Origin of the sequence: Mesorhizobium sp. M0195 (genome assembly GCF_040322115.1) — a bacterium.
Classification (GTDB): Bacteria; Pseudomonadota; Alphaproteobacteria; order Rhizobiales; family Rhizobiaceae; genus Mesorhizobium.
In genome coordinates, this window is sequence record NZ_JAMYSV010000012.1 from 20988 (window position 1) to 43924 (window position 22937).

Genomic DNA, 22937 nt, shown 5'->3' on the forward strand with positions numbered 1-22937 from the left:
ATTGGCGCGAATGATGGCGCGGTCGCCGTCGCGGCCGAAATCGGCGACCAGCTCGGCGGCATCGTCGACCGGCAGGAAGGATTGGCCAGCCGGGCCGGAGACGACGACGACATTGGGGATTTCGAGGATCGCGTCATACGACATCGCGGGTCACCGTTGTCAGAACTGGCCAGATCACTTTGTCGAGCACCATGCGGCTGTCGTCGCCGTCGAAGCGGGCGATATCGAACACGACGATGGTCGAGGCGACGAAAGGCTTGGTCGCTTCCTCCGACAGGAAGAAGGCCAGCGTGCGCGGCGCCTCGCGCTGGATCGTCAGATCTATCGTGTCGGCTTCGAACAGCACCGGTCCAGGCACGGCGGCGCGGAACTGCGCCACCAGCCGGCCGCTGCCGATCTGTTCGGCGTCCCACAGATCCTGCGGGAACTGGAGGCGCATCTGGAAATCGTAGCCGGGCCGGATCGGCTCGACATCGGGGAAAACATATTTTGCCATGATTTCAGAGAACCGATGCCGCTGTGAAGAAGGCATCAACCTGCGCGCCCGAAAAGCCCAGCGCGGCAAAGCCGGCCTGCATCGTCGGATCGGTGCGCACGAAGCTGCCGCTGTTGTCATAGGCGATCTGGATGGCCGGGCCTTGCCCCGCGATCCAGGCTTCGACCTCGGCCAGCAATCCGGCGGCGAGCAGCTGCAGCTTGAACTGCCGCGCGGATACCCGGTCCGGAATGACCGGCACCGGTACGGGCGAGGTGAAGACTTCGCCGTCGAACAGGAAGCCGGGGCAGACCGCATCATCGGCTTCGATAAAGCCTTCCGGGGCGGCGCCCGTTCGGTCGGACTGAACGACGATGCCGTTTTCGACGAGGACGAAATTGCTCATCTAATCTCCCCAATATTTCAGGCGGGCATAGACCTCGATCGAGCCGAAGCCGAAGGCCAGGCCGAGGCCGTTGGCATGCGTGTGTGACGTGCGCCATTCCAGGCGATAGGCGTGGCCGCCGACGACCATCGCGCCGCCGATGGCGATGCAACCCGTGTCCGGCGACGTGTTGCCTCCAGCGCCCATGCCGATGCCGACCTCGGCTCCGGCGGTCACGTCGAACAGACGCACTTGCAGTTCGGTGCCATAGCCGACGACTTGCCATTCAACCCGGCCATCGTTCGCCGGCGTGAAGACGTTGCTGGCCAGCGCCATCAGATTGTAAGGGTCGCGCACCTTGGTGTTGAGGATGTGCGTCACCCAGGCGCCATTACCGGGCGCCGAAGAGCCGCCGCTGACGCCGGACGCCTTCTGGTCCTCGAGGATGGCGTCGGGCAGGCCGTTGCCGCCGCCATATTCCGGTGCGGTCGCGGCGGCATTCATGCGCAGCGTGCGCCGGGCCGCGCCCTTGGGCAGGCGCGCCAGTACCTTCGGCGCCGTCGCATAGAGCACGTCGCCCGCCAACAGGCCAGCCGGCGCCGGCAGGAACAGCCTTTGCCCGGCGCCGTCGCCGATGACCAGGATGTTGTCGTCGGTATCCCAGCGGATATCGCCTTCGGCGGTCGGCAGCGGGTTTGAGCCTTGCCGCAGAATGCTGCTGAGCGCAGCGCCGCTGGCCCTGAAAAAGCCGAGCATGCGCCAGTTGCCGGAGCCGAGCGACTGCATCCAGGCGGTATCGCCGGCCTCGGTCACAAGGTCAGCGCCGCCGATCAGAATCAGGCTGGTGGCGTTATGGGTCAGCGTCAGCGCTGCGGCAAAAGTCAGGCGGCGGATGGCGCCATTCGGCGCCGAGCCGAAGGAAGAGATCGCGTCCGTGCCGGTGATGCGGATATTGATCCCGGTGGCATCGCCGAGATCGGTGGTCGCCGCGCTGGCGATGTCGGTCGACATGGCCGACAGATTATCGGCGGCATCGATCAGGCTCGACGCGCCGGTGCCGCCATGGTCGATATCGATCAGCCCGTCATTGTTGGCGTCATAGATCGACTTCGCCATCATGCCGTAGCCGCCGACATCGACGCCGGACAGGATGTCGGTGACCGCCGCGCCGAGATAGAGCTGCAGCACGGTCTGCAACAGCGCCGGGTCGGCCGGGTCGAGGGTTGAAAGATTGACCCCGGAGGCGATCAGCACGACGCGCAAATTGGCGATGATGCGGTTCCAGTCGTCGGCGGTCAGCTTGGTCGAATCGCCATAGGACAGGCCGTTGCGCGCCCAGGAGAAGCCATCGACATGGGCGGTGCCCATGCCCGCCGGCGGCGTCAGTTTCTTGACGACATCGAGTATCCCAAACAGGTCGGGTGCGGCCATGATTTACAATCCGGTGAAGGAGAAAGGGGGCCAGCCGAAAAGGCGAGGATGCGGCCCGTGAGGCAATCAGGTCTTGATTATGTAAAGCACCGCCCGGTTGCGCGGCCGCGTTTCGGCATCGCCTGTCGTCACATTGACGATGTCCACATAGGGGTTGCCGCCGCCGCCCGGATCCCAGCCGTCATTAACGTTGCGCTCGCCGGTCTTGGCGACGCGGGCAAAGCCGACCTCAGACGGGTTGGTCGATGGTGTCGCATTGCCGGCTTGCCGAAGCGTTCCAAGCGACCCATCGCCATTGACGCGCGCGACATCGTCCGTCTGCGGCCGCGCCGTGGCGTAATCCTGAAAGCTGCCGAAGACGCGTCCGGTGTCGATGCCGCGGCCGTCGTCGAAGCCGCGCAGGAATTCGCCACGGAAGTCGGGCACGTTGAAGGTGGAGACCGCATCGCCGACGCCCCAGCTGGTGCCGATCGCCGCGAACAGATCGGCATAGGTCGCGCGGCTGACCGCCTGGCCATTGCATTTCAGCCAGCCGGTCGGCGCCGTCGCGGCAGCAAACATCGAGACCGAGCCGGGCGGCACCTCGATTGACGGCGTGCCGCCCGCAACGATGTCGGCGATCAGCGCCTGCAGAGCCTGCCAGAGCTGCGTCTTGTCCGCGGGATCGGGGGTGAGGCCGGCTTCGACGATCACCTTCAGGATCTCGTCCTGCGGATCGTTGAAGACATCGGCCGGCGGGATGGCACCGGTCAGACCAGCCGCGCGGTTCTCGTTCCAGTATGGGATGCGCTCGCTCGATACGGGCGCATTGCGCGGGTTGACGAACTTCATGGCGGCCTCTTTTCAGACGGAAAAAACGATGGTGGTCCAGGCGGGCTTCAGCGCGTTGAACAGGCAGATCAGATCGTCAGGCAGGCCGAGCCGGCCGAGCGGCGTCTCGCCGGCACGGCCGTCGCCGGCGCGAAAGAATTCGACCGACACGCCAGGCACGCTGACGATCCAGACATATTCGACGACCTCGCCGCCGGCGATTGCCTCAGGTCCGCCGCAAGTCGATGCACCGGCCCGGAACGGCGTTGGCTCCTCGATCGAGATGGCATAGCCGGCATCGGCCGCAAGCTTGATGAAATCGGCCGGCGTAATGGTGCCGCCGGAGCGGATTTTCAGCAGCAGCGAGCGCATGCGCGAGTCGATCGTCTGGTCCGGCCCGAGGCAGGGATCGGGCAGCCCGTATTCGATTTCCCAGTCGTCCAGCGAAGTGACCAGCGTCACCGCCGTCGATTCGAGCGCTACGCCGAACAGCGCCCGATAGGCATCGGCAAAGGCCGAGCCGACTGCGCGCCAGAACCGTGACAGCACTGACAGTGGATCGAGCGCCTGGTTGTCGGGCGTGCCCCATGCCGCACCCTTCGGCAGCAGCGCCGTCAAAAAACCTTCCGCGGCTTCATCCGAGGGATCGGACAGGACATCGCCTTGCGGCGGCGCGCCGATGAACGGATCGTCCGGGGCGAAGTGGAAGAAGGCAAGCTCGTCCTCGCCCGGATAGCGCGGCCAGCGCACGGCATCAGACATAGTCGACCGTGCCCAGCACCGGCATCTCGCCGCCGACATAGATGATGTCGCCGGACGGGTTGATCAGGAAGTGCCGGTCCTCGCCGACGGCAAGGCTGATCGCCTCCGAGATCCACGAGCGCGACAGGGTGAACGGCGCGGAAGCGACGCCCGGCCGCGCGCGCCTGACCAGCATGGCGGCGATCGAGGCGGCAATCGCCGCGCGCGTCTGCACCGTGTCGACGGCAAGATTGGCAATGGTGATGTCGAGCGGCGACGGGATCGGTGCCGAAACCGACAGGCCCGCACGGATCAGGCGGCGCGCATCCAGCGCATCCTCCACCAGGGCGATGTCACCGGCCTGCGGAATGCCATTCTCGCGGCCTTCGAACAAAAACCAGACGCCGACAGTGCCGGGCGCATCCGCAAACGGAAAGGCCCAGGCCTGGGTGACCCCGGGCACGGCGCGCGCGAACTGCTCGTAGTCCGAATAGGCGCCGCCCTGCGGTGGCCGCCGTTTCCGATCGAGGATGCGGGCGCGCAGGCTGGCATCCGTCTCGGTGTCGGCGCCGCCGCCAATGCCCCCGCTGGCCACAGTCGCTTCCAGATCGAGGTTCGGAAACTGCGTCGGGTCGGCGCGCTGCAAAGTCTCGCCGGCGGCGATGTTGGTGGCGACGCCATAATCGTCGGACAGTATGGTCAGCGCGAGCAAACCAGCCAGGTCGGAGCGCGCATCGGAAACCGAGCGATAGAGCCGGTTGCCGGCGATGAAGGCGATGCCGGCCGGATAGATGGTGTCGGCATAGCCATTGAGCGTCACCACACCCTCGGCGCGCGCCATCGGCCGGCGATAGATGCCGAGTTCGGCACCGTGCCGTTCCAGATGCTGGACGCTCGCCGTGGTCGCGAAGATCTGATCGTAAAGCCAGGCGGCGCGCAGATGCATGTCGTGCATGCCCGCGGCGACGGTCTTGACGATTGCGGTCAAATTGTTGGGCCAGACCAGTGCATCGGTGCCCGGCAGGTAGCGACGCAAGGTGCCGCGCAGCCGGGTCGAAATCTCAGTTGGCGAGAGGACGGTCCAGGCCACGCAGTTGCTCCCACAGGACGCCGAAGCGGCGATCGAAGACGACCGCGCCATCGCGGTCCTTCAAGGTGATTTTCAAATCGATGCGCCGCTGCGCCGGATCGGCCGTACCGATCACCTCAACAGTGGCCGCAGCCTTCTGGTCGATTAGTGTCTGCAGGGCGGCACGGGCATAGTCTTCGGCCCGCAATGCGGTCGCATCGTTTGCCGTCGAGCGGCGCAGCAGCCAGAGTTTCGAACCGATCATCGTCTCGCCGAGGTCGGTGCGAAGGTCGAAACTGTCGCCCGGCCAGCCGCGGTTCTGCTCTTCGGGCGGCAGCTCGTCCGGCTCGACGCGCGCATCGGTCATCAGGCAGAGCAGCACGGCGGTGGCAAGTTCCGCCTTGGCGCGCAGGCCGCCGGCATTGGCCTTGTCGTCGCCTTCTATGGCCCAGTCGCCCGACGTACCGTCCCATAGCGTATCGGGCGACAGCAGCGGTTCGCCGTCGCCGGTGAGTGGAACGATCCTGATCATCAGTGCGTGTGGTGCGGTGTGTTGCCGCCGGCGTCGATGATCGAGCCGGTGGCGGTGATGTTGCCGTCGACGTTAAGGTCGCCCTTTACATTCCAGGTGCCGCCGGTCAGCGTGATGGTCCGCGAGCCGAAATCCATGGTCACGCCTCCGGCGAACAGTTTGATGATGTTTCCAGACGCATCGTAAAGTGCCGCGGCACCGTCCGGCAGGTCGGGCCGGTGCTGAGCGTGCTCGATGCCCATCAGCATCGCCTGGGTGCGGCGGCCAGGCATGACCATGGCAACGCCGATCGCGCCCTTGGGCGGACGACTGGCGGCGCCATGCGGCTGGACGTAGAGGAGATCCTTGAACGTCTCGCCGGCAAGTCCGCGACCGGAGATCAGCAGCTGGCCATTGTCGAAGCGCGAAGAGTCGATCTCGAAACGCGTCAGGTGCGCGGAAGATTTCATTGCGCCGAATACTCCGCCTTTGGCTCCGGCGCCGACCAGCCCTTGCCCGACTTCGAACCGGACGAAGAGCCGCCGAGCGCGCGCGGATCGGTCAGCGTCAAGGTCGCCCGCGTGCCGTCACCATCGGCTTGTGTGTCCTGCGTCAGTTCCACCGATTTGATGACCATCATCTGATCGAGGAAGACGCGCGGATGGCGGACATAGACCAGAAAGTTCGGCGTCCATATCCTGCCGCCGGCATCGCGCCAACCCGACACGGTGATGGTCGCGTTGACAGCAAGGCCGGCCGCCGCGCGGGCCTCCCATTCGGCGGCATTCTTCATATGCTTCGTCGTCGCCTCGCCATCGAGAACGACGATCTTGGGGCGGCTGCGGCCGACCGAGGGGTCGGGCGCCTTGGCCTCAGGACGCAGCGCCTGGGGCGTCGTGCCGCGCGACTGCTGGCCGCGCACGATCACCGGGTCGAACCTGCCCTGCCCGGAAAACTCGGCGCCGGCCGAAATTATGTTGACCCCGGCAACCAGGCCGCCGCTATGCGAACCTTCCGGCTTTTGGACGATCCGCAATTTGCCTTCCGGCGTGTCGTGGATGATCGCCGCCTCGGCACGAGCCAGCGGCTCCAGTGTCGAATAGAGAGATTCTCCCGGCTCGATCTGATGCTTGGCGATGGTTTCAAACGATCCCTTCGCCTCGATGCCGATGCCGCAATTGTCGAAGGCCTCGCCGATACCCTTGATGTCCTTGTTTTCGACCAGGCCGGTCTTGTGCAGGATTGAGGTCTCGACCGCGTCGACAGTGCGGGAGACCAGCGAGATCGCCGCCCGCCAATCATCTGATCCCTGGTCGGGGCTCAGATCCCTGACATAGCCGGTGAGCAGCAATGTGCCGTTCGCCGAAAGAGTGGCCTTCGTGTCCGGCCATGGTGGCGATGCGCCCGGCGGGATGTGCCCATTCACGATAGCCTTGCGCACCGCCTCCTCGGCCGAGATCGAGATCGAGACATCCTGCCAGGTTAGGAATAGTCCGCCCGCCTGGATGGCAATGGTCTCAAGCGGCAAGGCACGATCCTCTCAGGCCGCCCCTGTGAGGGCAGCGTGTACACGTAAGCTAAGGGGCGATGGCCTCGAAGCTGATCGGCATGGCGGCAGGCGTGGCGACGCTGTTGCGCTGGACCAGCTCGCCGGCGCGGCCAGCATCACCATAAAGCGCGTAGGCCAGTGCTGTCGCCGGCAACGAGATTTCGGTCTGCACGCTGACCAGTGGCGCCCGATTGGCGGCAACGGCACTGAGGTCCGATGCCGCGGTCGCCGCGATATCCGACAGCCATTCGCTGACCGCAACGTCGAGGCCTGTCGACAGGGCATCGAGGACGGGATCGACGACCGGCTCAATGCGGTCACGGGCGCGGCGCGCGTCTTGGCGCGAAACATAATCGCCGGCGGCAAGCGCCTGGCAAAAGCCAGCGGCGAAGGCGGCTGCCGACACCAGGGCGAAGACATCGGTGCCGGAAGGTGCGGCGGCAACCGCAAAAGCTTCAGTGGCTTCGGTCGGGCTCGCCGCATCGGCAAGGGCGCCGACCGTGGAGACGATCGCCGCGGCAATCGGTCCGGCCTGGGTGACCGGCTCCGACGACAGGCGCGTAATCGTCGCAATCTGATCGGCAATGACAGGCCGCGTCTCGGCCGGCATCTCCGCCGCATCGGCGACCGAGGCCATCGCCACCGCGGCGGATGCGGCGGCAAGCGCCGAGGGTGCCGCCTGACCGGGCGCGACATCGCGCATGCGGAAAGCGGCGGCAGACGCGATCATGTCAATGGCGGCAGCGATCTTGCCGGCAATAGCAAAGGCGCCGGGCACTGCAGCGAAAGGCAGCGCCGGCAGCCCGGCCGCAACGAACTCGATTTCGAAGCCTACATAGCCGGCTCTCGCCCGTTCGCGCGACAGCGACCAGCGCGGCACCCGCACCAGAACCGGACCGCCCATCGGCAGGATAAGCGTCGCGGCGCCCGGTGCGTTGAGCGCGGCGGTAAAGTTGCGGGCGGCAGCATCGGCAACGTCGCCGGCGAGATAGGCCGACAGGCTGAAGCGCCTGACATCGCCGCCCATGTCTTCGGTGACATGCAGATCGGAATAGGCGATCGGCGAGATGGCGACGCGCCGGCCGCCTTCGGCTTCCTCGGCCTCGACGAAGAACGGCACGCCACGGAATGACGCGGGCCGAAAGGCTTTCAGCCAGTCGCGCATCAGCGTGGTCCCATCAGATGGCCGGCATTGGACTTGCCGGTGTCGGCGCGAACCGCCTTAAGCGAGCCGATAGGCCGCGACAGGTCGGCGGCAGCGCTGCGGGCGGCGCCGGCAAGCGCATTGGCGCCGGCGACGATTGCAGCTTCCAGCTTGCCGGCGACCGACGCAAGAGTGTCGGCACCCGACTTGATGCTGTCGCCGGCCTGCTTGCCGCCATCGGCAACAGACGATGCCGTCTCGACGCCGGCTCCCTTCAGGTCGGCGGCTGCGGCGTCCGTGGCTCGTTCCATCGCGCTGAAATCGATTTCGTTGCCGAAGTAGCCGGCCGGTTTCTCGACCCGAACGCTGTTGCGCACCGCGGCTGCGTGCCCGCGACCGTAGAGCCGGTATTGCTCGGCCACGCTCGGCGCGACCGGACGCGGTGTCGGGATCGGCGTGCGGCCCGGCTGGTCCTGACGGCGAGACGGCAGTTCCGGGCTGGCGCCCATCGGCCCCTTGGCGGCAAGCAGTCCTTCCGGAGAACGCCAGCCGCCCTTGAACGCCGTCAGCCCCTGGTCCTGATTGTCGAAGCCATTGCGCAGCCACCACATGCGCTTGTCCCAGAAGTTCATACCTTCTTTGTCGAGTTGCGCATTGATGAACTGTGCCTTGTCCATATTGGAACTGACGAAGTCCATGGCACCGGTCGCCGGGCCAGCGATGCCACTGCCGATCGAGCGGATCATCCGCTCCCAGGAAGCCGACATTCTGTCGATCTTCGATTGGTTGTCGTCGAGGATGCGGCCGAGATCGCGCATCGTCGCGCCATCGACATTTTCGAGCCCCTTCTGGAAGCCCTCCATCGCGTCGCGGCCCTGCAGGAGTGCGCGCATGCCCTGCTGGAACTGTGCATCGGTGAACAGTTGCGGGATCTTCGAAAGATCGCCTTTGAGGGCGCGATCGGTCAGTTCGATAAACACGTCGATCAGGTCACGGCCTTCCTTGCGCGCCTTGGCCATTTCCTTGCGCAGATTGACACCGAACTTCGAGAAGCTCTTGGCGGTCTGATCGGCTTCCATCTTCTGCAGCACGTTCTGCAAATTGGTGGCAGCGGAACTCGCATCACCGGTCTGCAGGCGCACCGTCTGCAGCATGGAAGCGAGCTTGCCCAACCCCTTCTCACCCTCATACCCAAGCGAGGCCATGGCGGGCGCCAGCGACGGCAGGTACTGGGCCATGTCCTTCAACTCGAACTTGCCTTGCTTGCCCGACGTCACAAGGATGTCGAACGCGCGCTGCATGTTGTTGCCGGCGAAATGGAACGAGCTGCCGATCGCATCGGCCGTGGTTGCTATGTCGGCGATTTCGGCACCGGCCGCCTGCGCTGTGGCGGCGACGGAAGGCAGGAAAGACAGCGCATCGTCGAGGCTGCGGCCGGAAGCGACAAGCGATTCGAGGCCGTCCGTGATGCCGTCCTGCGTCATCGAATAGTCGAGCGCAGCACGGTCGACCGTGCGGAACATCTCGCCGAGCTTGTCCTTGCCGGCATCGGCATTGATGGCGATGCGGTTCAGCCGCCGTTCGGCGCCGGCAAAGTTTGTCACCATTTGCCCGGCTCCGCGCACAAGACCATAGGCGACGAGCCCGCGGACGGCGTTTGCCGCCAGCATGCTGTTGCGCGCCATCAATCCTTGCGTGCGGTTGAACGCCAGAGCCTTTTGATTGACCTGGTTGAGCTTGCTGGACAACTGGCCGAAGGCACCCATCGGGCCGAGCTTCGCCGACAGGCGCAATATGGCCTCGATCGTGCGGTTGCTCATGTCTTCGGCCTACGCTTCAGGAATTCAATGCCGCGCCTGTGCAGCATGGCGATGTCGGAAAACGGCATCGGCAGAACGACGCCGGGCTGCCAGCCGAAATAGAACATCAGGTCATCGGCCTGGATGCCGATGACGTCGCCTACTCGGTGCCCGCCTGCGCGGTACGCATAAAAAAACCGATCACCGCATCGCGCACCAACCTGGCATCGGCCAGCTCGAGCACGCCAAGCTTCTCGATCCCCGGCGACACGACGCAGCGGCGAACATAGGCGGCGACAGTGTCGACATTCTCGATGACGACATTGTTGCCGGCGGCGCGCTGCACCTCGTAAGGCTCGCCAAGCGCCAGCAGATCCTCGAAGCGAGGCTCGCGCACCGTCACGCTGTCAAAGGCCTCGCCATGCGCCTCGTAGCGCCGCGACAGCGGAACGATTTTCTCGGCCATGTCAGATCTTCCGGTAGACGCGGGCGATCAGCGCCACACCGGTGACTTCGCCGGTTGCCCGGTTGATCGTCGGCGTGCCGGTGAAGGCGGCTTCGGTCCACAGGTGCTGAACACCAGTGAAGCTTTCGTTGAGCGTCACGTTGAAGCCTGACGCCCGCATCAGCCGGTTCCAATCGTCGGTCGGCAGATCCTCGAAGGTGAGGTTGGCCTTGAAGGCGGTCGGCTCGACCGTGCGATAGGGCGAGCCGTCCTGGTTGGCGGCGCCGGTGATTTCGACATTGGACGGCATGATCTCGGCCGCGCCGCGCACCACGATCCGATCGCCGGTCGAAAGACCGAACGTCATTTCTCCGCCGAAATTCTGCATCGGTTTATCCTCTCAGTTGAATGGAATGGTCAGGCGGCGATCAGGCGGCGCGATACTGGCTATAAAGCATCGCGTTGGCGGCGATTACGTCGAGCGGGTTGACGCGGTCGATCGGCGCCATGATGTCGACGCGGTTGGCGCTCTGGCTGTTACGCTGGACGATCAGCCGGTCGGCAAAGCCGCGCGCGTTCTCCAGCACGCCGCGATTTTCCAGCGTGTCGGCGGCGTGCACAAGTGTCGCCTTGATCGACTTCGGCGTCGAGATCGCGCCGAGGCCGCCGGGGTTTTCGTCGGCAAGCGACTTCTGCCCGTGCTCGTAAGAAAGCTGCGCCCGGAAATAGCGCAGGATGGCGACGAGCTGGCCCATTGCCTGGATGTCGCGGAAGGTCTCGTCCGGCTGCGAATTGGCGTCCTTCTGGTAGGTGGTGACGATCTTGTCGATCGCCACGCCGCCATCGGTGTTGACGATGACGCTGGAAATGCCGGAGCGCAGCATGGTGTTGCGGCCGGCATAGATCGGGACGAGCGAGCGGTCGCGCGGCGGCCGCTCGCCCTGAACGACCAGGCCCTTCTGGTTGCGCGAGACATTGCCCGTGGCATCGTCGGACAGCCATGGCACGATGCGCGCCGTGCGGGCAGCGGCGGCCAGCCAGGCGGGCGTCGGGTTGCCGGCGGCGACAGGCAGGCGCGGATGAATGGTCAGATGGCGATCGTTGAGCGCCAGGCCGATCGTGGTCAGCGCAGACAGCGTGCCGGCTGCGGTGGTGAAGACGTGGCCGTAGACCTGGCGATTGTACGCCCAGCGGCCGGACACATCGTTCATCGCCGCCGTGTAGCGGGCGATGTTGGTGGCGTCCGAAAAGGGCGAGACGATCCAGTCGAAGGGATCGTCGCCGAGGGCGGCCAGGGCAGCCGACAGGTCCGGGCTGCCGGTCGGCACCACGGTGTTGGTGATGGTGACGGCAGCGCCGGCAAAGGCGTTGCCGGCAACGACGGTCGGCACATAGAAGTCATAGTCGACATAGATCAGGCCGAGATGGCGGGCGGTCACCGTCACCGTGTCCGTGGCGACCGTCGCGGCGACCGACAGCGCCGCACCGGTCAGCGTGTTGAAATAGGCGTTGATGGCGGCCGACAGCGCCGCGGCGACCGTGTTGACGCTATCGCCGGCGGCGATCTGCACCTGCACCGGCTCGCCGCCGATCTCGACCGTGGCGACGCCGCCGCCGGCCGGAACCGAATTGACCTTGATGGTGTCGACGCGGGCCGTCCCAGTCGCCGGCGCTGCCATGATCCAGGTCTCTTGCGTCGGCGCGTTCAAGAACGCGACACGCGCCATTTCGGCCAGCATCGAGCCGGCGCCGCAAAGTGCTACGGCTTCCTGCGCCGAGCCGACCGGCGTCGGGGTATTGTCTGCAATGAGCGCGCCGGTGTTCTTATGGCCGATCAGCAGCAGGCGCGAGGCCGACTGGTAGCTGCCGCCGGAGGTCACCTCGAAGGCAAACAGCGGCGCGACCAGGCCGGCGCCGGGGATGTTGTTGAACAGGATGCCCATCAGTTTTTCTCCTTGCGCTTGCCTGCCGTGGCAGGCGCTTCTTTTTCGACGATCGTCAGCGAGCCGTCATTGATGAGTTGCATCCAGGCCGGGTCCTCGCGGTCCACGGTCAGCCCTTCTGCCGGAAAGTCGACGCTCGGGTTGAACGGGTGCGGCATGCGATGTGCGGCATCCGCCAGTCTGACGTGAACGAGCGTGGTCATGTCTCTTCCTCGATCTCAGGAAAGGGTTGCGCGATCGCGGCGGCAGGACCCATCTCACCGGAGACGCCGGCCTGCTTTACTTCGAAGGCGATCGTGTCGATGATCGGCAATGGTGCGGCGGCGACGAACTGCGCGGCCATATTGGCCAGGGTGGCCTTGGCGTAGGAATTGTCGGGCAGAAGCGCTGCGATGCGCGCGGCCGGCTGCGGCAGCCCTGCCCCGCCGGAGAAATCGTCGTCGGGTATCTGGCAGTCGAACAGCATGGTGGTGCGCTGCCAGCGCAGGCCAAGCTCGGGGACGGCAAAGCCTTCCTCGTCGATGCTTTCGATGGCCATGACGATCTGGCGAAAGAGCGTGCCTGTTGGCCCTTGCGTCAGCACGAAACGCACCTGCGCGCAGAGCGCCGACAGCACGATGCGCGCCTTCGGGTCGGAGCCGACCATGGCGTCGGTATAGGGCGAGCCGTCCTCGTCATGCGCCGACACGCAGAGCTCCGCCACCACCTCGAGCATGGTGCGGCCGTTTCGGGCGACGCTGCCCTGCCCTTGGCCGCGGCGCGGAAATTCCGACTTGCGGGTGAACAGCGACAGCACCGGCGTGTATTCCTCGCCGGCGTCGAGTTCGTCGATCGCCGGACGGCGGCTGTCGAAGACGCGATGGCGCGCCAAGGTCGGCAGCGCCGTTTCGGCAAGCAGGGCGGCGGTCGGACACAGGCTCTCGACGGCGGCCAGCCGGGCGATTTCGGCAGCGATGGTCATGGCCGGCCCTTGGTGCGGTTGACGAAGATGGCCAGGCGCTTGCCGCCGTCGATCGGAATGGCGGCGATCAGGAAACGGCCCTTCTCACTGCCTGTCTCGAGGTCAAGCCAGACGATCTGGTCCTCGACCTTGACCGGCTCGGGCCAGTCGGTCGATAGCGCGGTCACGACAGCCTCATGCGTGGGCATTTCGCGCGCCCGGTCGCGATCCGAAGACAGCATGGACGGATGAGAGAAGCCGGGCGCGAGAGCGGCCGGGCCGAAATGGATCGATCCGAGGAATGGGAAGCCGACACGGTCTGGATCGGCCATGCGGGTATCGTTGACGCCGACCCGCCGCGCCGTCGGCACGACGCGGAAGGTCTCGCGGTCGAAGACTTCGGCGACGGTCGTTTCGAGCGCCGCCGAAGCCTCGTTCCAGTCGATCATAACCAAGCGCCTCGGTACAGGATATTGGCGGCGCCGAGCGCCGCCGGGTCGATCAGGTGTTGCGCGCGCCCATCAGCGTGCCGGGACGGGTGCAGAGCTGCAGCTCGTTCATCTGCAACTCTCCATTGATGCCCTTGTCGTTCTGCATCGGCCACTGCTTGGCATAGAGACGCTCGCCGAGCGTGTTGACGGTCTCCATGTAATCGGCCGGCGAGATGTAGGTCTTGAACAGGTTCGGCACGCCGACCGGGAAGAAGCGCGCCTTGGTCGTGGCGATGCCGACGCCCTCGCCGTCGATCTCGCCGTAGTTCTCCCAGACGATGCCGCCGAATTCGAACGTCGGATTCGACGAGCGGTTCTGGCCGACGAAAGAGTCGCGCAGGATCTGGGCTTCGGACCATCCCTTGTAGGTGTCGCGAACCTCCTTATGGGTCAGCAACTGGTCGAAGAAGGTGTCGCCGACAAAGGAGTGCACGGAGGCGAACGGCACGGCGCCGAGCGCCTTCTTCTCTGCTCGGATCACCTTCGTACAGGCAAGGCGAAGGGCGCCATCGTCAGGCGTGGCGTTGTCCAGGTCGAAATCGACCTCCGCGACCTGGCTGATGCCGAATTCCGTGAACAGGTTCAAGGTCGAACCATCAGCATAGGTGATGATGCCGGTGACGGCTCCAAGGCGGGCATGCTCCTCGGTCAGGTCGAAGTCCGAGGTATTGGCCGCAATGACGGCACCGACTATCTGTTGCACCGTCGCCAACTGGTCAGACGTCCCTTTTGCGCGAACGTTCTGCACCTGGTCGGCGAGCACGCCCCAGTCGCGCTGGAAGTGCGGCACCTTGAAATCGGTCATCTTGCGCTTGGGCATGTCGCGGGTCTCGCCGGGACCGCCTCGAGGACTCGGCTTGACCAGCTGCAGGATGTCGCCAACGCGCTCCATGGCGATGCTCGTGGTCGTGACAGGATGCGAAGAAAAAAGGCCCATCTCGCCGATGCGGCCGGGCCGGTATTTCAGGTCATTGACGAAATCGGTCAGCGACGTGCAGCTGAACGCGTCATTCTTGAAGATGTCGAGGATGTTGTCCATTTTGGGTTTCCCTTTGGAAATCCTGACTGGCAGGAATGGTTCGGCGCGGCGGGCCGCGGGCTCAATCGGAATGGCCGGCGGTCACCCGCCGCACCGTCAGTTGCGGATGATGATGCCGCGCGCCTCGAGCGCCTGGACCGCGTCGGCCTTGTCGGCTGCGGCGATGCCGGCCGGCCATTCGAGCTGGTGGCCGTTGACTTCCGCGGAGCGGGCGATGATGGCGATGGCCGCCGTCGCGTCGGCAGGCGTGACGACGGGATAGAGCGCGATTGCCGCCGCGACCTCGGAACCGTCCGTGCCGGCCGGATTGTAGGCGACATACTGGAAATCATCCGCGTCGGCCGCGACCGTGACGGTGAAGCGGTCGCCGGCGACGAAGTCGGTGGCGTCGGCGATAGTGAACTTGATTTCCTTGTTGAAGGCGACGCCGACCGTCGCCTTGCCGATCGACTTGCCCGTCGGATCGGTCACCTCGAACGTGCCGCCATTGGTCGCCGGCTCGGTACAAATGATGTTGTAGACGCCGTCCTTGACCCTGGACGAGACGGCCGGATTGGCGAGCGTCAGCGCGCCGGAGCCGGCAGTGTTGCCGGCATCGGCGGCCGCGGTGGCGACAACGCCGGCAACGACCGCGATGCGGCCGAGCACGGTGCCGGCAAGAAGCGTCTGCAAAAAGGCGACGGTGGCGTTATCGCGCGAGCGGTGGAAATTCGCCTCGCTGAGCAGGAATTCGCCGGCATGCCGGCCTTCGGTAACAGTCGTCATGGCTTCAGCCTTTCACGATCTTGAGGATGGTGCGCGAAAGGCTCGATCAGCCGTTGCGCTTGTTGATGCTATCCGCCGCCTTCTTCCAGCCGGCCGAAGCATCGGCGGGTTTCTGGCCGCCCGGCAGCGAGAGCCCGGCAGCGTTGAGCCGCTGCTGCTCATAAGCCTTCTGGTCGGCTTCACTGGCCTTCGGCGCCGCCGCGAGCGCCGCCTTGATGTCTTCGACCGACAGCTGCGTCGCGATCAGCGTGTCGGCAAGCGCCTCGCGGCCCTTGGCTTCGTCCAGTGCCATGACCGCCGTGCGCCGGGCGCGATCGGCAGCGATAGCGTCGGCAGCAGCCTTGGCAAGCGCAGCCGTATGGGCGGTCTTCATCTGTTCAAGCTCGGCGGCCAAGGCGTCCGCGCGTTCTTTGTCCGTCATGGAAGTCTCCTTTTGCTGACGGTTGGTGTCGGCGGACTTCGCCGCTGGCGAACTGGCCGCTTCATGCGACCAGCCGTTTTTCTTGGCCAGAGCGGTGAGCCGCTTCGGCGCATGCGCGTAAATTCGGTAATCGAAGGCGGCGACTGCGCCAGCCTTGCCGTCGCCGGCATCGTCGGCGAAACCTTGCTCGACCGCTTCGGCGGCTGTCAGCCAGGTCTCGCGCTTCATGATCTCGCGGCACTGGTCGGCCGTCAGGCCGGACTTCGCCGCATAGACACGGGCATAGGCGGTTGCCAATGCCTCGAGGCCTTCGATCGACTTGGCGTGATCGTCGGACGTGCCGAAGGTGATGCCGGACGGATCGTGGATCATCATGATCGACCCCTCGGCCATGGTCACCGTTTCGCCTGCCATGGCGATCAGCGAGGCGGCCGATGCCGCGATACCCTCGACGACAACAACCGTGCGGCCGCCGCGGCGGGCGAGCAGCGCGTGGATTGCAGCGCCCTCAGTGGCAATGCCGCCCCCGGAATTCAGCCGGACAGTCAGTTCGGCATCGTCATCGATCTGCGCAAGCAGAATGACGACCTCGGAATAGGTGAAGCTGTCGCCAAACCATGCGTCGCCTACATCGCCGGAGAGCGTCAGCTCGCCGTCAGCAAGAATTGCCGCCATTAGGATATCCTCGGGTGAAACGCATGGACTTGGCGTAGCGTGACCGCTTGCCGGACAGTGCCGAACAAGCCGCAGCAAGCCGCATCAGCTCGGCATCGAGCGCGGCGACGCTGCCGACCGAGACGCGGACGCGCTGGTGGGTGACCGGCGAGCGCACCTCGGTCTCCTCGACACGTTCGCCGGCGATCAGCTTCAGCTTGGCCGCATAAAGCGCCTGATAGAGAGCGCACGGATCTTCCGCGTCGACAGTGACGCCAGCGATCTTGACCAGAATTGGCATTATGCGGCTGCCTTTTTAACCGGCTCTTCGGGCGCGGCGGTGTCGGGCGGGCCGGCATTGCGCGGCACGAAGGGCGAAGGCATTTCGGCAGCGACATATTTCTGGTGCTCGCGCACGCGCTGCTCGAACACTTCTTCAGGGTCGTAGCCGAGTTCGGCGCATTCGCTGGCCAGCGTCGAGGTGCCGTTGACCAGGCGCTCGGTGGAGGCCTTTGCGCTCTTGCCGTCGTCAGCCGAAGGTTTCGCCGGGCCCTGCCAAAGCGCCCAGCATGCCAGATCGCGGTTTGCTGCGAAGGTCATGTAGCCGCCCTTGAATGGAATACGCCCCTCGCCAACGCTTTCGTCGAGCCAGTTCTCATAGGTCGACTGGCAGATCGGGCCGGCGATTCGCTCGCGGCGGCGCACGACGACGGGCCAGATCGATGCATTCTCCATGCGCGTCGACGAATAGGTCGCGTTGCTATGGTCCATCGTCAGGCCGCCATAGGTGATCCCAATTGCGCGAGCCATGTCGCGCGACAGCGCCTGCCAGACCGGCAGGAACTGCGGACCCGGTGTCTTGGCGCCGTGCAGCATAAATTCTTCGCCCGGCGCGAGATGCGAGATGCGCGGGTCGCCGGAAACTGTAATGTCGCCGTCCCGCGCCCTTTCGAGCGCTCCGCCGAAATAGGCGAGGAACTCGTCGCGCAGTTCGGACTGATCGTCTGGCAAAGCCTCCAAGGCTTCGAAGGCTTCCTTCGACGGCGAGGCGCTAGTCAGGGTTGCGGCGAAGATCGTCTGCAGGATCTGCGTCTGAATGGTCGTGTCGACCAGAACCTCGTGCTGGATGTGCTGGCGAAAGGCCGGCGCCATCCGCGAGATGCCGCGCACGTCGGTGGCATCCATCGGATCAAAAGCATGGATGACGACCGGTCGACCCTGCGCGTCGATGGCCGGATAGTCCCGCTTCTCAAGCATGCCGGCATTGCGTTCTTCGAACCGGTAATGTGTCGGCCGGCCATTGGCGTCGTGGAAGATGCCCTGGTAGAGGCCTTCGAACTCGCTGGTATCCTGGACAAGCCTGTGCGGCGGGACCATGCAGAGCTTGGTGCCGCTCCGGATGCCATAATGGCGGCGCGTGGCGGCACTCATATAGGACATGACGCCGGTCGCCTCGCCATAGGCCATATCCCAGCGCAGCGCGATATCGACCAGCTGCGGGATGGTGAACTTGCCGCGCAGGTCGCATTCGCGCGGGCTCCACGACCAGCGCTTCCATTCCTCCTTGACCAACTTGATCCAGTCGGCGACTTCCTTTTCGCTCCAGCCGAGGCGGGCGAGGTTCGGCCGCGGGCTGAGCACCAGTTCGACCCCGACTGTATCGGCAATGACCTGGTCCGCGGCGCCGCGCAGCCGGCCGGAATTCTGGATCAGGTCGACCGCGATGCCGGCCGAACGGCGCCATGCTTGGCGAATATCGTCACGGCTCTCCCGCAGATAGGCCGCCCGTGTGTTGATGATCCCGGACCGGCTGTCGCGAAGGTAGGATGCGGTCATCGGCGGGCGCTGGACAGCGAGTGCCTGTGACGATGAGCCGGCCGGCACTCTGATGCGTGGCTTGCTCATTTCCGTTTTGCCCAGGCTTTCCGTTTCTCGCTCATGTCGCGAGCTGGTTTCGGTTTCTGTGTGAACGGCCCGGCGTCCGCCGCTTCGAACAGATCTGGTTCGGTCGACTTGCCATGCACTTCGGTCAAGAGATCGGCCCAGCGCTCGGTGTTGAGACGGCGCTTATGCTTCAGATGCCAGGCCAGCGCGAAGGCATAGACCGTGGTGTCGAACCAGTCGTTGGCGCGGCCTAAAATCCTCTTCCACTCGCGCGGCGCCTTCGGACTGATCAGGTTGCGAGCCCGCCGCGAGACCGTTGCGCGCGCTTCCTCGTCGGGATCGACCAGCCGCTCCGCAGTCATCTCCTTGGCGAACTCGTCGTCGCAGAGTTCGTTCGACAGATGGATGGTGTTGCGAGGCCAGCTGCCCCGCTCGTCCGGCCCGAGCACGAAATTGGCCAGTGCCGCCATCACCGAAGTCTTGATGTCGTAAAGCCCGACCGGATAGAGCATCACCTTGGCCACGCTGCGCTTGCGCTGGTCGCGAATATCCTTCTTCACCGGCGTGCCGAGCCATGGCAGGCCGATCGGGTGGCGGCCGTCGAGTGCGTAGACGTTCGGCCGCGAGGCACAGAAGCGGTAGACCCGGTCGGTGGCAAAGCCCGAATCGACGCCGGAAAGATCGATCCCTTTCTCGCCGCCGCCGGCGGTGCGGTAGGTCTTGCCGAGCGCATCGGCGAGTTCTATCCAGGCATCGTCGACCTGGTCCGGCGCGCCCATGAAGACCTGGCGATCGATCAGCCAGGCACGATCGCGCGGCCCGATCGCCCAAACCGACCACTTGATGCCGTACCCCTGGACGTCGGCCGCCGAGACGATGATGCCGGCCTCGGCGGGGATTATGCCTTGCGGGAACGGAAATTTCCGCGCCGCCTCGACGATCTTTTCCCATTCGACCGCGACGCCGCCGGGATCATAGGGCAGCGCCAGGTCCTGCTGGTAGAAGGTGCGCAGCTTCGTCGTGTCGCCTTCGGCGTCCTTGAAGCGGTTCCAGATGTCGGCGAAGCGTTCGCGTGGCGCGTAAGCGGCCCACAGATGATAGCTCGGCTGCCAGTCGCGGCAGCGGCCCTCGCAGGGATCGCAGCGCCAGCGGTCAATGTCCGCCGGCGGAATTGCCTCGGGCACCGGCTCCTCGCCGTCATGGACGCGGCGGGCGATCCAATAGGCCCGGGCATTCATCTCGGCCTTGTGACCGTCGAGGATGGCTCCGTTGCAGGCGATGCAGGCCATGTGGACCGGAAGGTTTCGGGCCGGGTCCGCGTCATGCATGTGGTCGAATTCGAGCGCCTGATAGATGCCGCAATGCGGACAAGGCACGTAGCTGTAGCGTTGGTCGCCGGCTTCGAAGTCGCCGGAGATCGCGCATTCCCCGGTGATCCCGGGCGTCGAGCCCTCCCATTCCTTGGCGAGGTCGCCATACATCTTCTGGCGAGCCCGAGCCTGGTCGCGCGGGCTGCCACGGCCGTCGACATCGCGCGGGTAGCCGGTGACCTCGTCCATGGCGAGATACTTGATCGAGACCATCTGCAGGCCCTTGGAAGACCCCGCATTGACGATCTGGCAGAAGCCGCCGGCGTAGCGCTTGAACGAGGTGGTGGAGCCCTGCTCGTCGCGGCTGTTGACCGGCATCACCTTGTGGGCGATGCGTGGGCTCGCCTCGATCGTCGGCTGCAGCTTGACCCGGTTGAACTTCGTCGCTTCCTCCAGCGTCGGCAGCACGATCATCATCGAGCCGGGCGCCTGGTCGACGATGAAGCCGAACCAGTTCTCGATCGCCGTCGACTTGCCGAGCTGCGCCGCCCAGCGGCAGGTGACACGGCGCGCCGGATGGTCGGGATGCAGGCAATCCTGCGGCTCGCGCAGGTAGGGAACTCGGTCGGTCTTGAACGGGCCGGGCCAGGGCGACCCCGATTCCGGCGAGACGACGCGGTAGCGGTCGGCCCATTCCGAGATGGTCAAGTCGGCGACCGGCCGGCTGGCGGCCTCGAGCCCTGTGAACAGGATTTCGGCGCCATGCGGCAGCTCCGGAAAGGACAGCCGCGCGTCGTGATAGCTCATTGCAGGCCGGCCTGGTCGAACGGGCCGGTGTCGCCGGCGGCGCGCTCGCGCTCGTGCTGGTCGAGGCGCTCGCGGATCTCGCGGTTGAAGTCGTCGAGGCCGACGCGGACGAAACCTTTCAGCGCGATGCGCGCGACGCGCTCGTCCCATCCATACTTGACCGAAAGGCTCGCCGCCTCGCTCTCGATCGCCCGGTCGAAGGCGCTTTGCATCAGCGCGATGGCGTCGCGGCCGGCTTTGTCGACCTCGGCCGTCGGCGTCAGTTCGCCGCGGCGCTTGGCGAGGTCCATCTCGCGCATCTCGGCATCGGCCTGCGCCTTGCGGGCAAAGCCGTCAGACTGGCTGCCGGCGAACCTTGAAGGCGGCGCCATCGCTTTGAGGCCCAGGCCAGCAGCCTGCCCGGAGACCGGCGGTACCGCGCGCAGCCGAATGTTCTCGCCACGGTGCGCGACCAGCACGCCGAACTCGACCAGGTGGGACTTACCCTCCTCGCGCGTCGGCAACGCTTGCGCGTGCTGCTTCAGGTAGCGCGACAAGGTCGAGCGGTCGATCCGGTCACCGGCCGCGCTCAAACGCGCCGCGGCGTCCGTGATCGAAATCCACTCGCCGGCGTCGGCGTCGGTTTCGATGACCATGCGTGCAGTGTCCCGTGCGGCACGCGTGCATCACACGTTCTTGCGTGTACCGCTTTCCGACGCGCCTACTAGAAAAATCCCGGGCTCCCCCGGGCCCGTATGGGTTGGAAACGCTGATACGGTCCCTACACCGGGGGTGGGGTCAGCGGGGCAGGAGGTTCTCGACCTCATGCAGGTAGCGAGGCATCAAGCTCTGCTCGATCAGCTCGGTCAGCACCTGGAGGTAGACCTCCGGGTTGTTCGTGATGTCGTGCGCCGGGTTCGGCCCGAACAGCTCGCGGATCGGAAGTCTTTCCTTGCCCTGCCGCCTGAACACGCCAGCATGGCCGCTCTTCATCTCAGCGATGAAGGCAGAGCGATATGATCCTCTCAATCGGACGCGCACACCCTTGGCAGTCTGGGTTGCGCCGAGCTTGTAGAGAGGCAGCCAGCCCGATCTCAGGATAACATCGGACGTGTTGCCGCCCGCATTGAACTGCGCCGTGGTCACCGCCCGCACCCGCGATGGCGGGATGTCGATGCGCTCGGCATTGCGCTTGACGATGCGGCTGCGCGCCATCTCGGTGATGCGGCGCATCGCCCGCGCTGCGGCCTTGGCCTTGATCTGATCGGGCAGGCGCGCAATCGCGCGGCCGAGTTGCTCGAAGTCGGACGCATCGACATGGAGTTCGACCGTCACGCGCTTTTCCCAATGAAAAACCCCGGTCGCTTGGGGCGCCGAGGTGATTTCTTTTTTACCGTGTTCAGATGTATGTCAAGTTTCTCCCGCGCGTCAACAAGCAACGGCAGTTTTTTTCACAGGCCGATCTGCTGCCCTTTCGACGATGGCGACGCCAGGCCTGTCGGCGTCCAACCATGGCGTCATCGAGCGATCCGAATAGACCAGCCTGTGCCCGGTCATCTGCATGGCGATCTCTACCTCAAGCCGGCGCAGGGCCGCGACCCATATCTGGTAATCGAGCCGGCCGAGGATGTCGCCGGTCGGATCGGTCGAGAATTCATATTTGCGATAGGCCCCCTTCACCGGCCTTTGCTTGCGCTCGTCATAGCCGTGAACCTCCAGGTCATAGGTCTGCCCATGGATGTCGGTCAGCCGCTTCATGACGAACCATGCCGGCTTGCCGCTGCGCTCGATCATGCGCGTCTTGGACGGCTCGGCCGCGAAGTCCGGCTCCCGGCCGAGAATGGCCGTGCCGACGACGAGGCTGATGATACCCGCCGCCCGCCGTTGCGGCGTGCGCACCATGTAGCGCTCAACGGCCTTCTTGACCGCCGCTTCGGCCATACCTTCGGTATCGGGCCAGTCGGCCAGCGCGTTCCAGTCCTTTGGCACCGCCACGTCGCAGCGCGACAGCCCGGCAACCGCACGCCCGACCGCAACCGCGTCGTCATGCGGCTCGCCCTGCTCGATCCAGTAGTTCTCGGTATCGCCCCGGCCCTTGTCGATGATCGCGCCAAGCTCGGCAAAGCTCGTGATCTTGCCCCATGATGACGCCTCCAGCATCCGCCAGGCCGAGTTGGCGTTGTCCAGCCCATCAACCCCGCCGCCCTTCGGCAATTCATTGACGAAGGCCCAGGTCAGCAATTCCTCAATGGTCACGGTCTTCATCTTCTTATCCTTGCGACAGTTTGCGATAGTTTGCGGGAGTTCAGCGATAGTTATGAAGCGACAGTTTGTTTAGCGGTTTC

The 22937-nt window shown here is 65.2% G+C and carries 26 protein-coding genes; all 26 read right to left on the reverse strand.

Going from position 1 to position 22937, the window contains the following annotated elements:
* Nucleotides 1-133: 133 nt before the first annotated feature.
* The 26 genes from NKJ12_RS21370 to NKJ12_RS21495 all read right to left on the reverse strand — a co-directional run bounded on the left by NKJ12_RS21370 (nucleotide 134) and on the right by NKJ12_RS21495 (nucleotide 22857).
* Nucleotides 134-496, reverse strand: a complete 363-nt coding sequence (locus NKJ12_RS21370; protein WP_352704889.1) for a hypothetical protein — start codon at nucleotides 494-496, stop codon at nucleotides 134-136.
* A gap of 4 nt (nucleotides 497-500) precedes the next feature.
* Nucleotides 501-881: a hypothetical protein gene (locus NKJ12_RS21375; protein ID WP_352704891.1), complete on the reverse strand. Its 381-nt coding sequence runs from the start codon at nucleotides 879-881 to the stop codon at nucleotides 501-503.
* Nucleotides 882-2291, reverse strand: coding sequence for a hypothetical protein (locus NKJ12_RS21380; protein WP_352704893.1), 1410 nt, complete (start codon nucleotides 2289-2291; stop codon nucleotides 882-884).
* A gap of 66 nt (nucleotides 2292-2357) precedes the next feature.
* Nucleotides 2358-3122 (reverse strand): phage tail protein, encoded by a 765-nt coding sequence (locus tag NKJ12_RS21385; protein WP_352704895.1) that lies wholly within the window; start codon nucleotides 3120-3122, stop codon nucleotides 2358-2360.
* 12 nt (nucleotides 3123-3134) lie between these two features.
* Nucleotides 3135-3863, reverse strand: a complete 729-nt coding sequence (locus NKJ12_RS21390; protein WP_352704897.1) for a putative phage tail protein — start codon at nucleotides 3861-3863, stop codon at nucleotides 3135-3137.
* The gene (locus NKJ12_RS21395; protein WP_352704899.1) at nucleotides 3856-4932 is read right to left on the reverse strand and encodes a baseplate J/gp47 family protein; all 1077 of its coding nucleotides are present in this window, start codon (nucleotides 4930-4932) and stop codon (nucleotides 3856-3858) included. The genes NKJ12_RS21390 and NKJ12_RS21395 overlap by 8 nt, the downstream gene beginning before the upstream one ends.
* Entirely contained in the window at nucleotides 4904-5443 is a 540-nt protein-coding gene (locus NKJ12_RS21400; protein WP_352704901.1) for a phage GP46 family protein, read from the reverse strand. The genes NKJ12_RS21395 and NKJ12_RS21400 overlap by 29 nt, the downstream gene beginning before the upstream one ends.
* Nucleotides 5443-5892 carry a phage baseplate assembly protein domain-containing protein gene (locus NKJ12_RS21405; protein ID WP_352704903.1) on the reverse strand — a complete coding sequence of 150 codons (450 nt, stop codon included), beginning with the start codon at nucleotides 5890-5892 and terminating at the stop codon, nucleotides 5443-5445. Before NKJ12_RS21405 ends, NKJ12_RS21400 begins: the two co-directional genes overlap by 1 nt.
* On the reverse strand, nucleotides 5889-6950 hold the full coding sequence (locus NKJ12_RS21410; RefSeq protein WP_352704905.1) for a phage baseplate assembly protein: 1062 nt from the start codon (nucleotides 6948-6950) through the stop codon (nucleotides 5889-5891). The genes NKJ12_RS21405 and NKJ12_RS21410 overlap by 4 nt, the downstream gene beginning before the upstream one ends.
* A 49-nt stretch (nucleotides 6951-6999) precedes the next feature.
* Nucleotides 7000-8136 (reverse strand): DNA circularization N-terminal domain-containing protein, encoded by a 1137-nt coding sequence (locus NKJ12_RS21415; RefSeq protein ID WP_352704907.1) that lies wholly within the window; start codon nucleotides 8134-8136, stop codon nucleotides 7000-7002.
* Nucleotides 8136-9935 carry a phage tail tape measure protein gene (locus NKJ12_RS21420; RefSeq protein ID WP_352704909.1) on the reverse strand — a complete coding sequence of 600 codons (1800 nt, stop codon included), beginning with the start codon at nucleotides 9933-9935 and terminating at the stop codon, nucleotides 8136-8138. The genes NKJ12_RS21415 and NKJ12_RS21420 overlap by 1 nt, the downstream gene beginning before the upstream one ends.
* A 139-nt stretch (nucleotides 9936-10074) precedes the next feature.
* A complete protein-coding gene (locus tag NKJ12_RS21425; RefSeq protein WP_352704911.1) occupies nucleotides 10075-10380 on the reverse strand; it encodes a hypothetical protein in 306 nt (101 codons plus the stop codon).
* Between the two features lies 1 nt (nucleotide 10381).
* Nucleotides 10382-10747 (reverse strand): phage tail tube protein, encoded by a 366-nt coding sequence (locus NKJ12_RS21430; RefSeq protein WP_352704913.1) that lies wholly within the window; start codon nucleotides 10745-10747, stop codon nucleotides 10382-10384.
* Between the two features lie 40 nt (nucleotides 10748-10787).
* Nucleotides 10788-12302, reverse strand: a complete 1515-nt coding sequence (locus NKJ12_RS21435) for a phage tail sheath subtilisin-like domain-containing protein (RefSeq protein WP_352704915.1) — start codon at nucleotides 12300-12302, stop codon at nucleotides 10788-10790.
* Nucleotides 12302-12505 carry a hypothetical protein gene (locus NKJ12_RS21440; RefSeq protein ID WP_352704917.1) on the reverse strand — a complete coding sequence of 68 codons (204 nt, stop codon included), beginning with the start codon at nucleotides 12503-12505 and terminating at the stop codon, nucleotides 12302-12304. The genes NKJ12_RS21435 and NKJ12_RS21440 overlap by 1 nt, the downstream gene beginning before the upstream one ends.
* Nucleotides 12502-13263 carry a hypothetical protein gene (locus NKJ12_RS21445; protein ID WP_352704919.1) on the reverse strand — a complete coding sequence of 254 codons (762 nt, stop codon included), beginning with the start codon at nucleotides 13261-13263 and terminating at the stop codon, nucleotides 12502-12504. Before NKJ12_RS21445 ends, NKJ12_RS21440 begins: the two co-directional genes overlap by 4 nt.
* Nucleotides 13260-13691, reverse strand: coding sequence for a hypothetical protein (locus NKJ12_RS21450; protein ID WP_352704921.1), 432 nt, complete (start codon nucleotides 13689-13691; stop codon nucleotides 13260-13262). Before NKJ12_RS21450 ends, NKJ12_RS21445 begins: the two co-directional genes overlap by 4 nt.
* A gap of 52 nt (nucleotides 13692-13743) precedes the next feature.
* A complete protein-coding gene (locus NKJ12_RS21455; RefSeq protein ID WP_352704923.1) occupies nucleotides 13744-14772 on the reverse strand; it encodes a major capsid protein in 1029 nt (342 codons plus the stop codon).
* A 96-nt stretch (nucleotides 14773-14868) separates the two neighbouring features.
* Nucleotides 14869-15537: a head decoration protein gene (locus NKJ12_RS21460; protein WP_352704925.1), complete on the reverse strand. Its 669-nt coding sequence runs from the start codon at nucleotides 15535-15537 to the stop codon at nucleotides 14869-14871.
* A 46-nt stretch (nucleotides 15538-15583) separates the two neighbouring features.
* Nucleotides 15584-16633, reverse strand: coding sequence for a head maturation protease, ClpP-related (locus tag NKJ12_RS21465; protein WP_352704927.1), 1050 nt, complete (start codon nucleotides 16631-16633; stop codon nucleotides 15584-15586).
* A complete protein-coding gene (locus NKJ12_RS21470; RefSeq protein WP_352704929.1) occupies nucleotides 16614-16913 on the reverse strand; it encodes a hypothetical protein in 300 nt (99 codons plus the stop codon). The genes NKJ12_RS21465 and NKJ12_RS21470 overlap by 20 nt, the downstream gene beginning before the upstream one ends.
* A complete protein-coding gene (locus NKJ12_RS21475) occupies nucleotides 16913-18517 on the reverse strand; it encodes a phage portal protein (protein WP_352704931.1) in 1605 nt (534 codons plus the stop codon). Before NKJ12_RS21475 ends, NKJ12_RS21470 begins: the two co-directional genes overlap by 1 nt.
* Complete coding sequence (locus NKJ12_RS21480; protein ID WP_352704933.1) at nucleotides 18514-20613, reverse strand: phage terminase large subunit family protein; 2100 nt, start codon at nucleotides 20611-20613, stop codon at nucleotides 18514-18516. The genes NKJ12_RS21475 and NKJ12_RS21480 overlap by 4 nt, the downstream gene beginning before the upstream one ends.
* Nucleotides 20610-21248, reverse strand: a complete 639-nt coding sequence (locus NKJ12_RS21485) for a hypothetical protein (protein ID WP_352704935.1) — start codon at nucleotides 21246-21248, stop codon at nucleotides 20610-20612. The genes NKJ12_RS21480 and NKJ12_RS21485 overlap by 4 nt, the downstream gene beginning before the upstream one ends.
* 142 nt (nucleotides 21249-21390) lie before the next feature.
* A complete protein-coding gene (locus tag NKJ12_RS21490) occupies nucleotides 21391-21927 on the reverse strand; it encodes a phage tail protein (RefSeq protein WP_352704937.1) in 537 nt (178 codons plus the stop codon).
* A 93-nt stretch (nucleotides 21928-22020) separates the two neighbouring features.
* Complete coding sequence (locus NKJ12_RS21495) at nucleotides 22021-22857, reverse strand: hypothetical protein (protein WP_352704939.1); 837 nt, start codon at nucleotides 22855-22857, stop codon at nucleotides 22021-22023.
* Nucleotides 22858-22937: the final 80 nt, after the last annotated feature.

Coding starts and splice junctions, on each gene's coding strand:
- NKJ12_RS21445 (WP_352704919.1), bottom strand. CDS start 13,263: ATGACCATCGCTGCCGAAATCGCCCGGCTGGCCGCCGTCGAGAGCCTG.
- NKJ12_RS21390 (WP_352704897.1), bottom strand. CDS start 3,863: ATGTCTGATGCCGTGCGCTGGCCGCGCTATCCGGGCGAGGACGAGCTT.
- NKJ12_RS21465 (WP_352704927.1), bottom strand. CDS start 16,633: ATGGCGGCAATTCTTGCTGACGGCGAGCTGACGCTCTCCGGCGATGTA.
- NKJ12_RS21470 (WP_352704929.1), bottom strand. CDS start 16,913: ATGCCAATTCTGGTCAAGATCGCTGGCGTCACTGTCGACGCGGAAGAT.
- NKJ12_RS21400 (WP_352704901.1), bottom strand. CDS start 5,443: ATGATCAGGATCGTTCCACTCACCGGCGACGGCGAACCGCTGCTGTCG.
- NKJ12_RS21480 (WP_352704933.1), bottom strand. CDS start 20,613: ATGAGCTATCACGACGCGCGGCTGTCCTTTCCGGAGCTGCCGCATGGC.
- NKJ12_RS21415 (WP_352704907.1), bottom strand. CDS start 8,136: ATGCGCGACTGGCTGAAAGCCTTTCGGCCCGCGTCATTCCGTGGCGTG.
- NKJ12_RS21370 (WP_352704889.1), bottom strand. CDS start 496: ATGGCAAAATATGTTTTCCCCGATGTCGAGCCGATCCGGCCCGGCTAC.
- NKJ12_RS21495 (WP_352704939.1), bottom strand. CDS start 22,857: ATGAAGACCGTGACCATTGAGGAATTGCTGACCTGGGCCTTCGTCAAT.
- NKJ12_RS21420 (WP_352704909.1), bottom strand. CDS start 9,935: ATGAGCAACCGCACGATCGAGGCCATATTGCGCCTGTCGGCGAAGCTC.
- NKJ12_RS21375 (WP_352704891.1), bottom strand. CDS start 881: ATGAGCAATTTCGTCCTCGTCGAAAACGGCATCGTCGTTCAGTCCGAC.
- NKJ12_RS21475 (WP_352704931.1), bottom strand. CDS start 18,517: ATGAGCAAGCCACGCATCAGAGTGCCGGCCGGCTCATCGTCACAGGCA.
- NKJ12_RS21435 (WP_352704915.1), bottom strand. CDS start 12,302: ATGGGCATCCTGTTCAACAACATCCCCGGCGCCGGCCTGGTCGCGCCG.
- NKJ12_RS21405 (WP_352704903.1), bottom strand. CDS start 5,892: ATGAAATCTTCCGCGCACCTGACGCGTTTCGAGATCGACTCTTCGCGC.
- NKJ12_RS21430 (WP_352704913.1), bottom strand. CDS start 10,747: ATGCAGAATTTCGGCGGAGAAATGACGTTCGGTCTTTCGACCGGCGAT.
- NKJ12_RS21440 (WP_352704917.1), bottom strand. CDS start 12,505: ATGACCACGCTCGTTCACGTCAGACTGGCGGATGCCGCACATCGCATG.
- NKJ12_RS21485 (WP_352704935.1), bottom strand. CDS start 21,248: ATGGTCATCGAAACCGACGCCGACGCCGGCGAGTGGATTTCGATCACG.
- NKJ12_RS21455 (WP_352704923.1), bottom strand. CDS start 14,772: ATGGACAACATCCTCGACATCTTCAAGAATGACGCGTTCAGCTGCACG.
- NKJ12_RS21380 (WP_352704893.1), bottom strand. CDS start 2,291: ATGGCCGCACCCGACCTGTTTGGGATACTCGATGTCGTCAAGAAACTG.
- NKJ12_RS21385 (WP_352704895.1), bottom strand. CDS start 3,122: ATGAAGTTCGTCAACCCGCGCAATGCGCCCGTATCGAGCGAGCGCATC.
- NKJ12_RS21460 (WP_352704925.1), bottom strand. CDS start 15,537: ATGACGACTGTTACCGAAGGCCGGCATGCCGGCGAATTCCTGCTCAGC.
- NKJ12_RS21425 (WP_352704911.1), bottom strand. CDS start 10,380: ATGGCCGAGAAAATCGTTCCGCTGTCGCGGCGCTACGAGGCGCATGGC.
- NKJ12_RS21450 (WP_352704921.1), bottom strand. CDS start 13,691: ATGATCGACTGGAACGAGGCTTCGGCGGCGCTCGAAACGACCGTCGCC.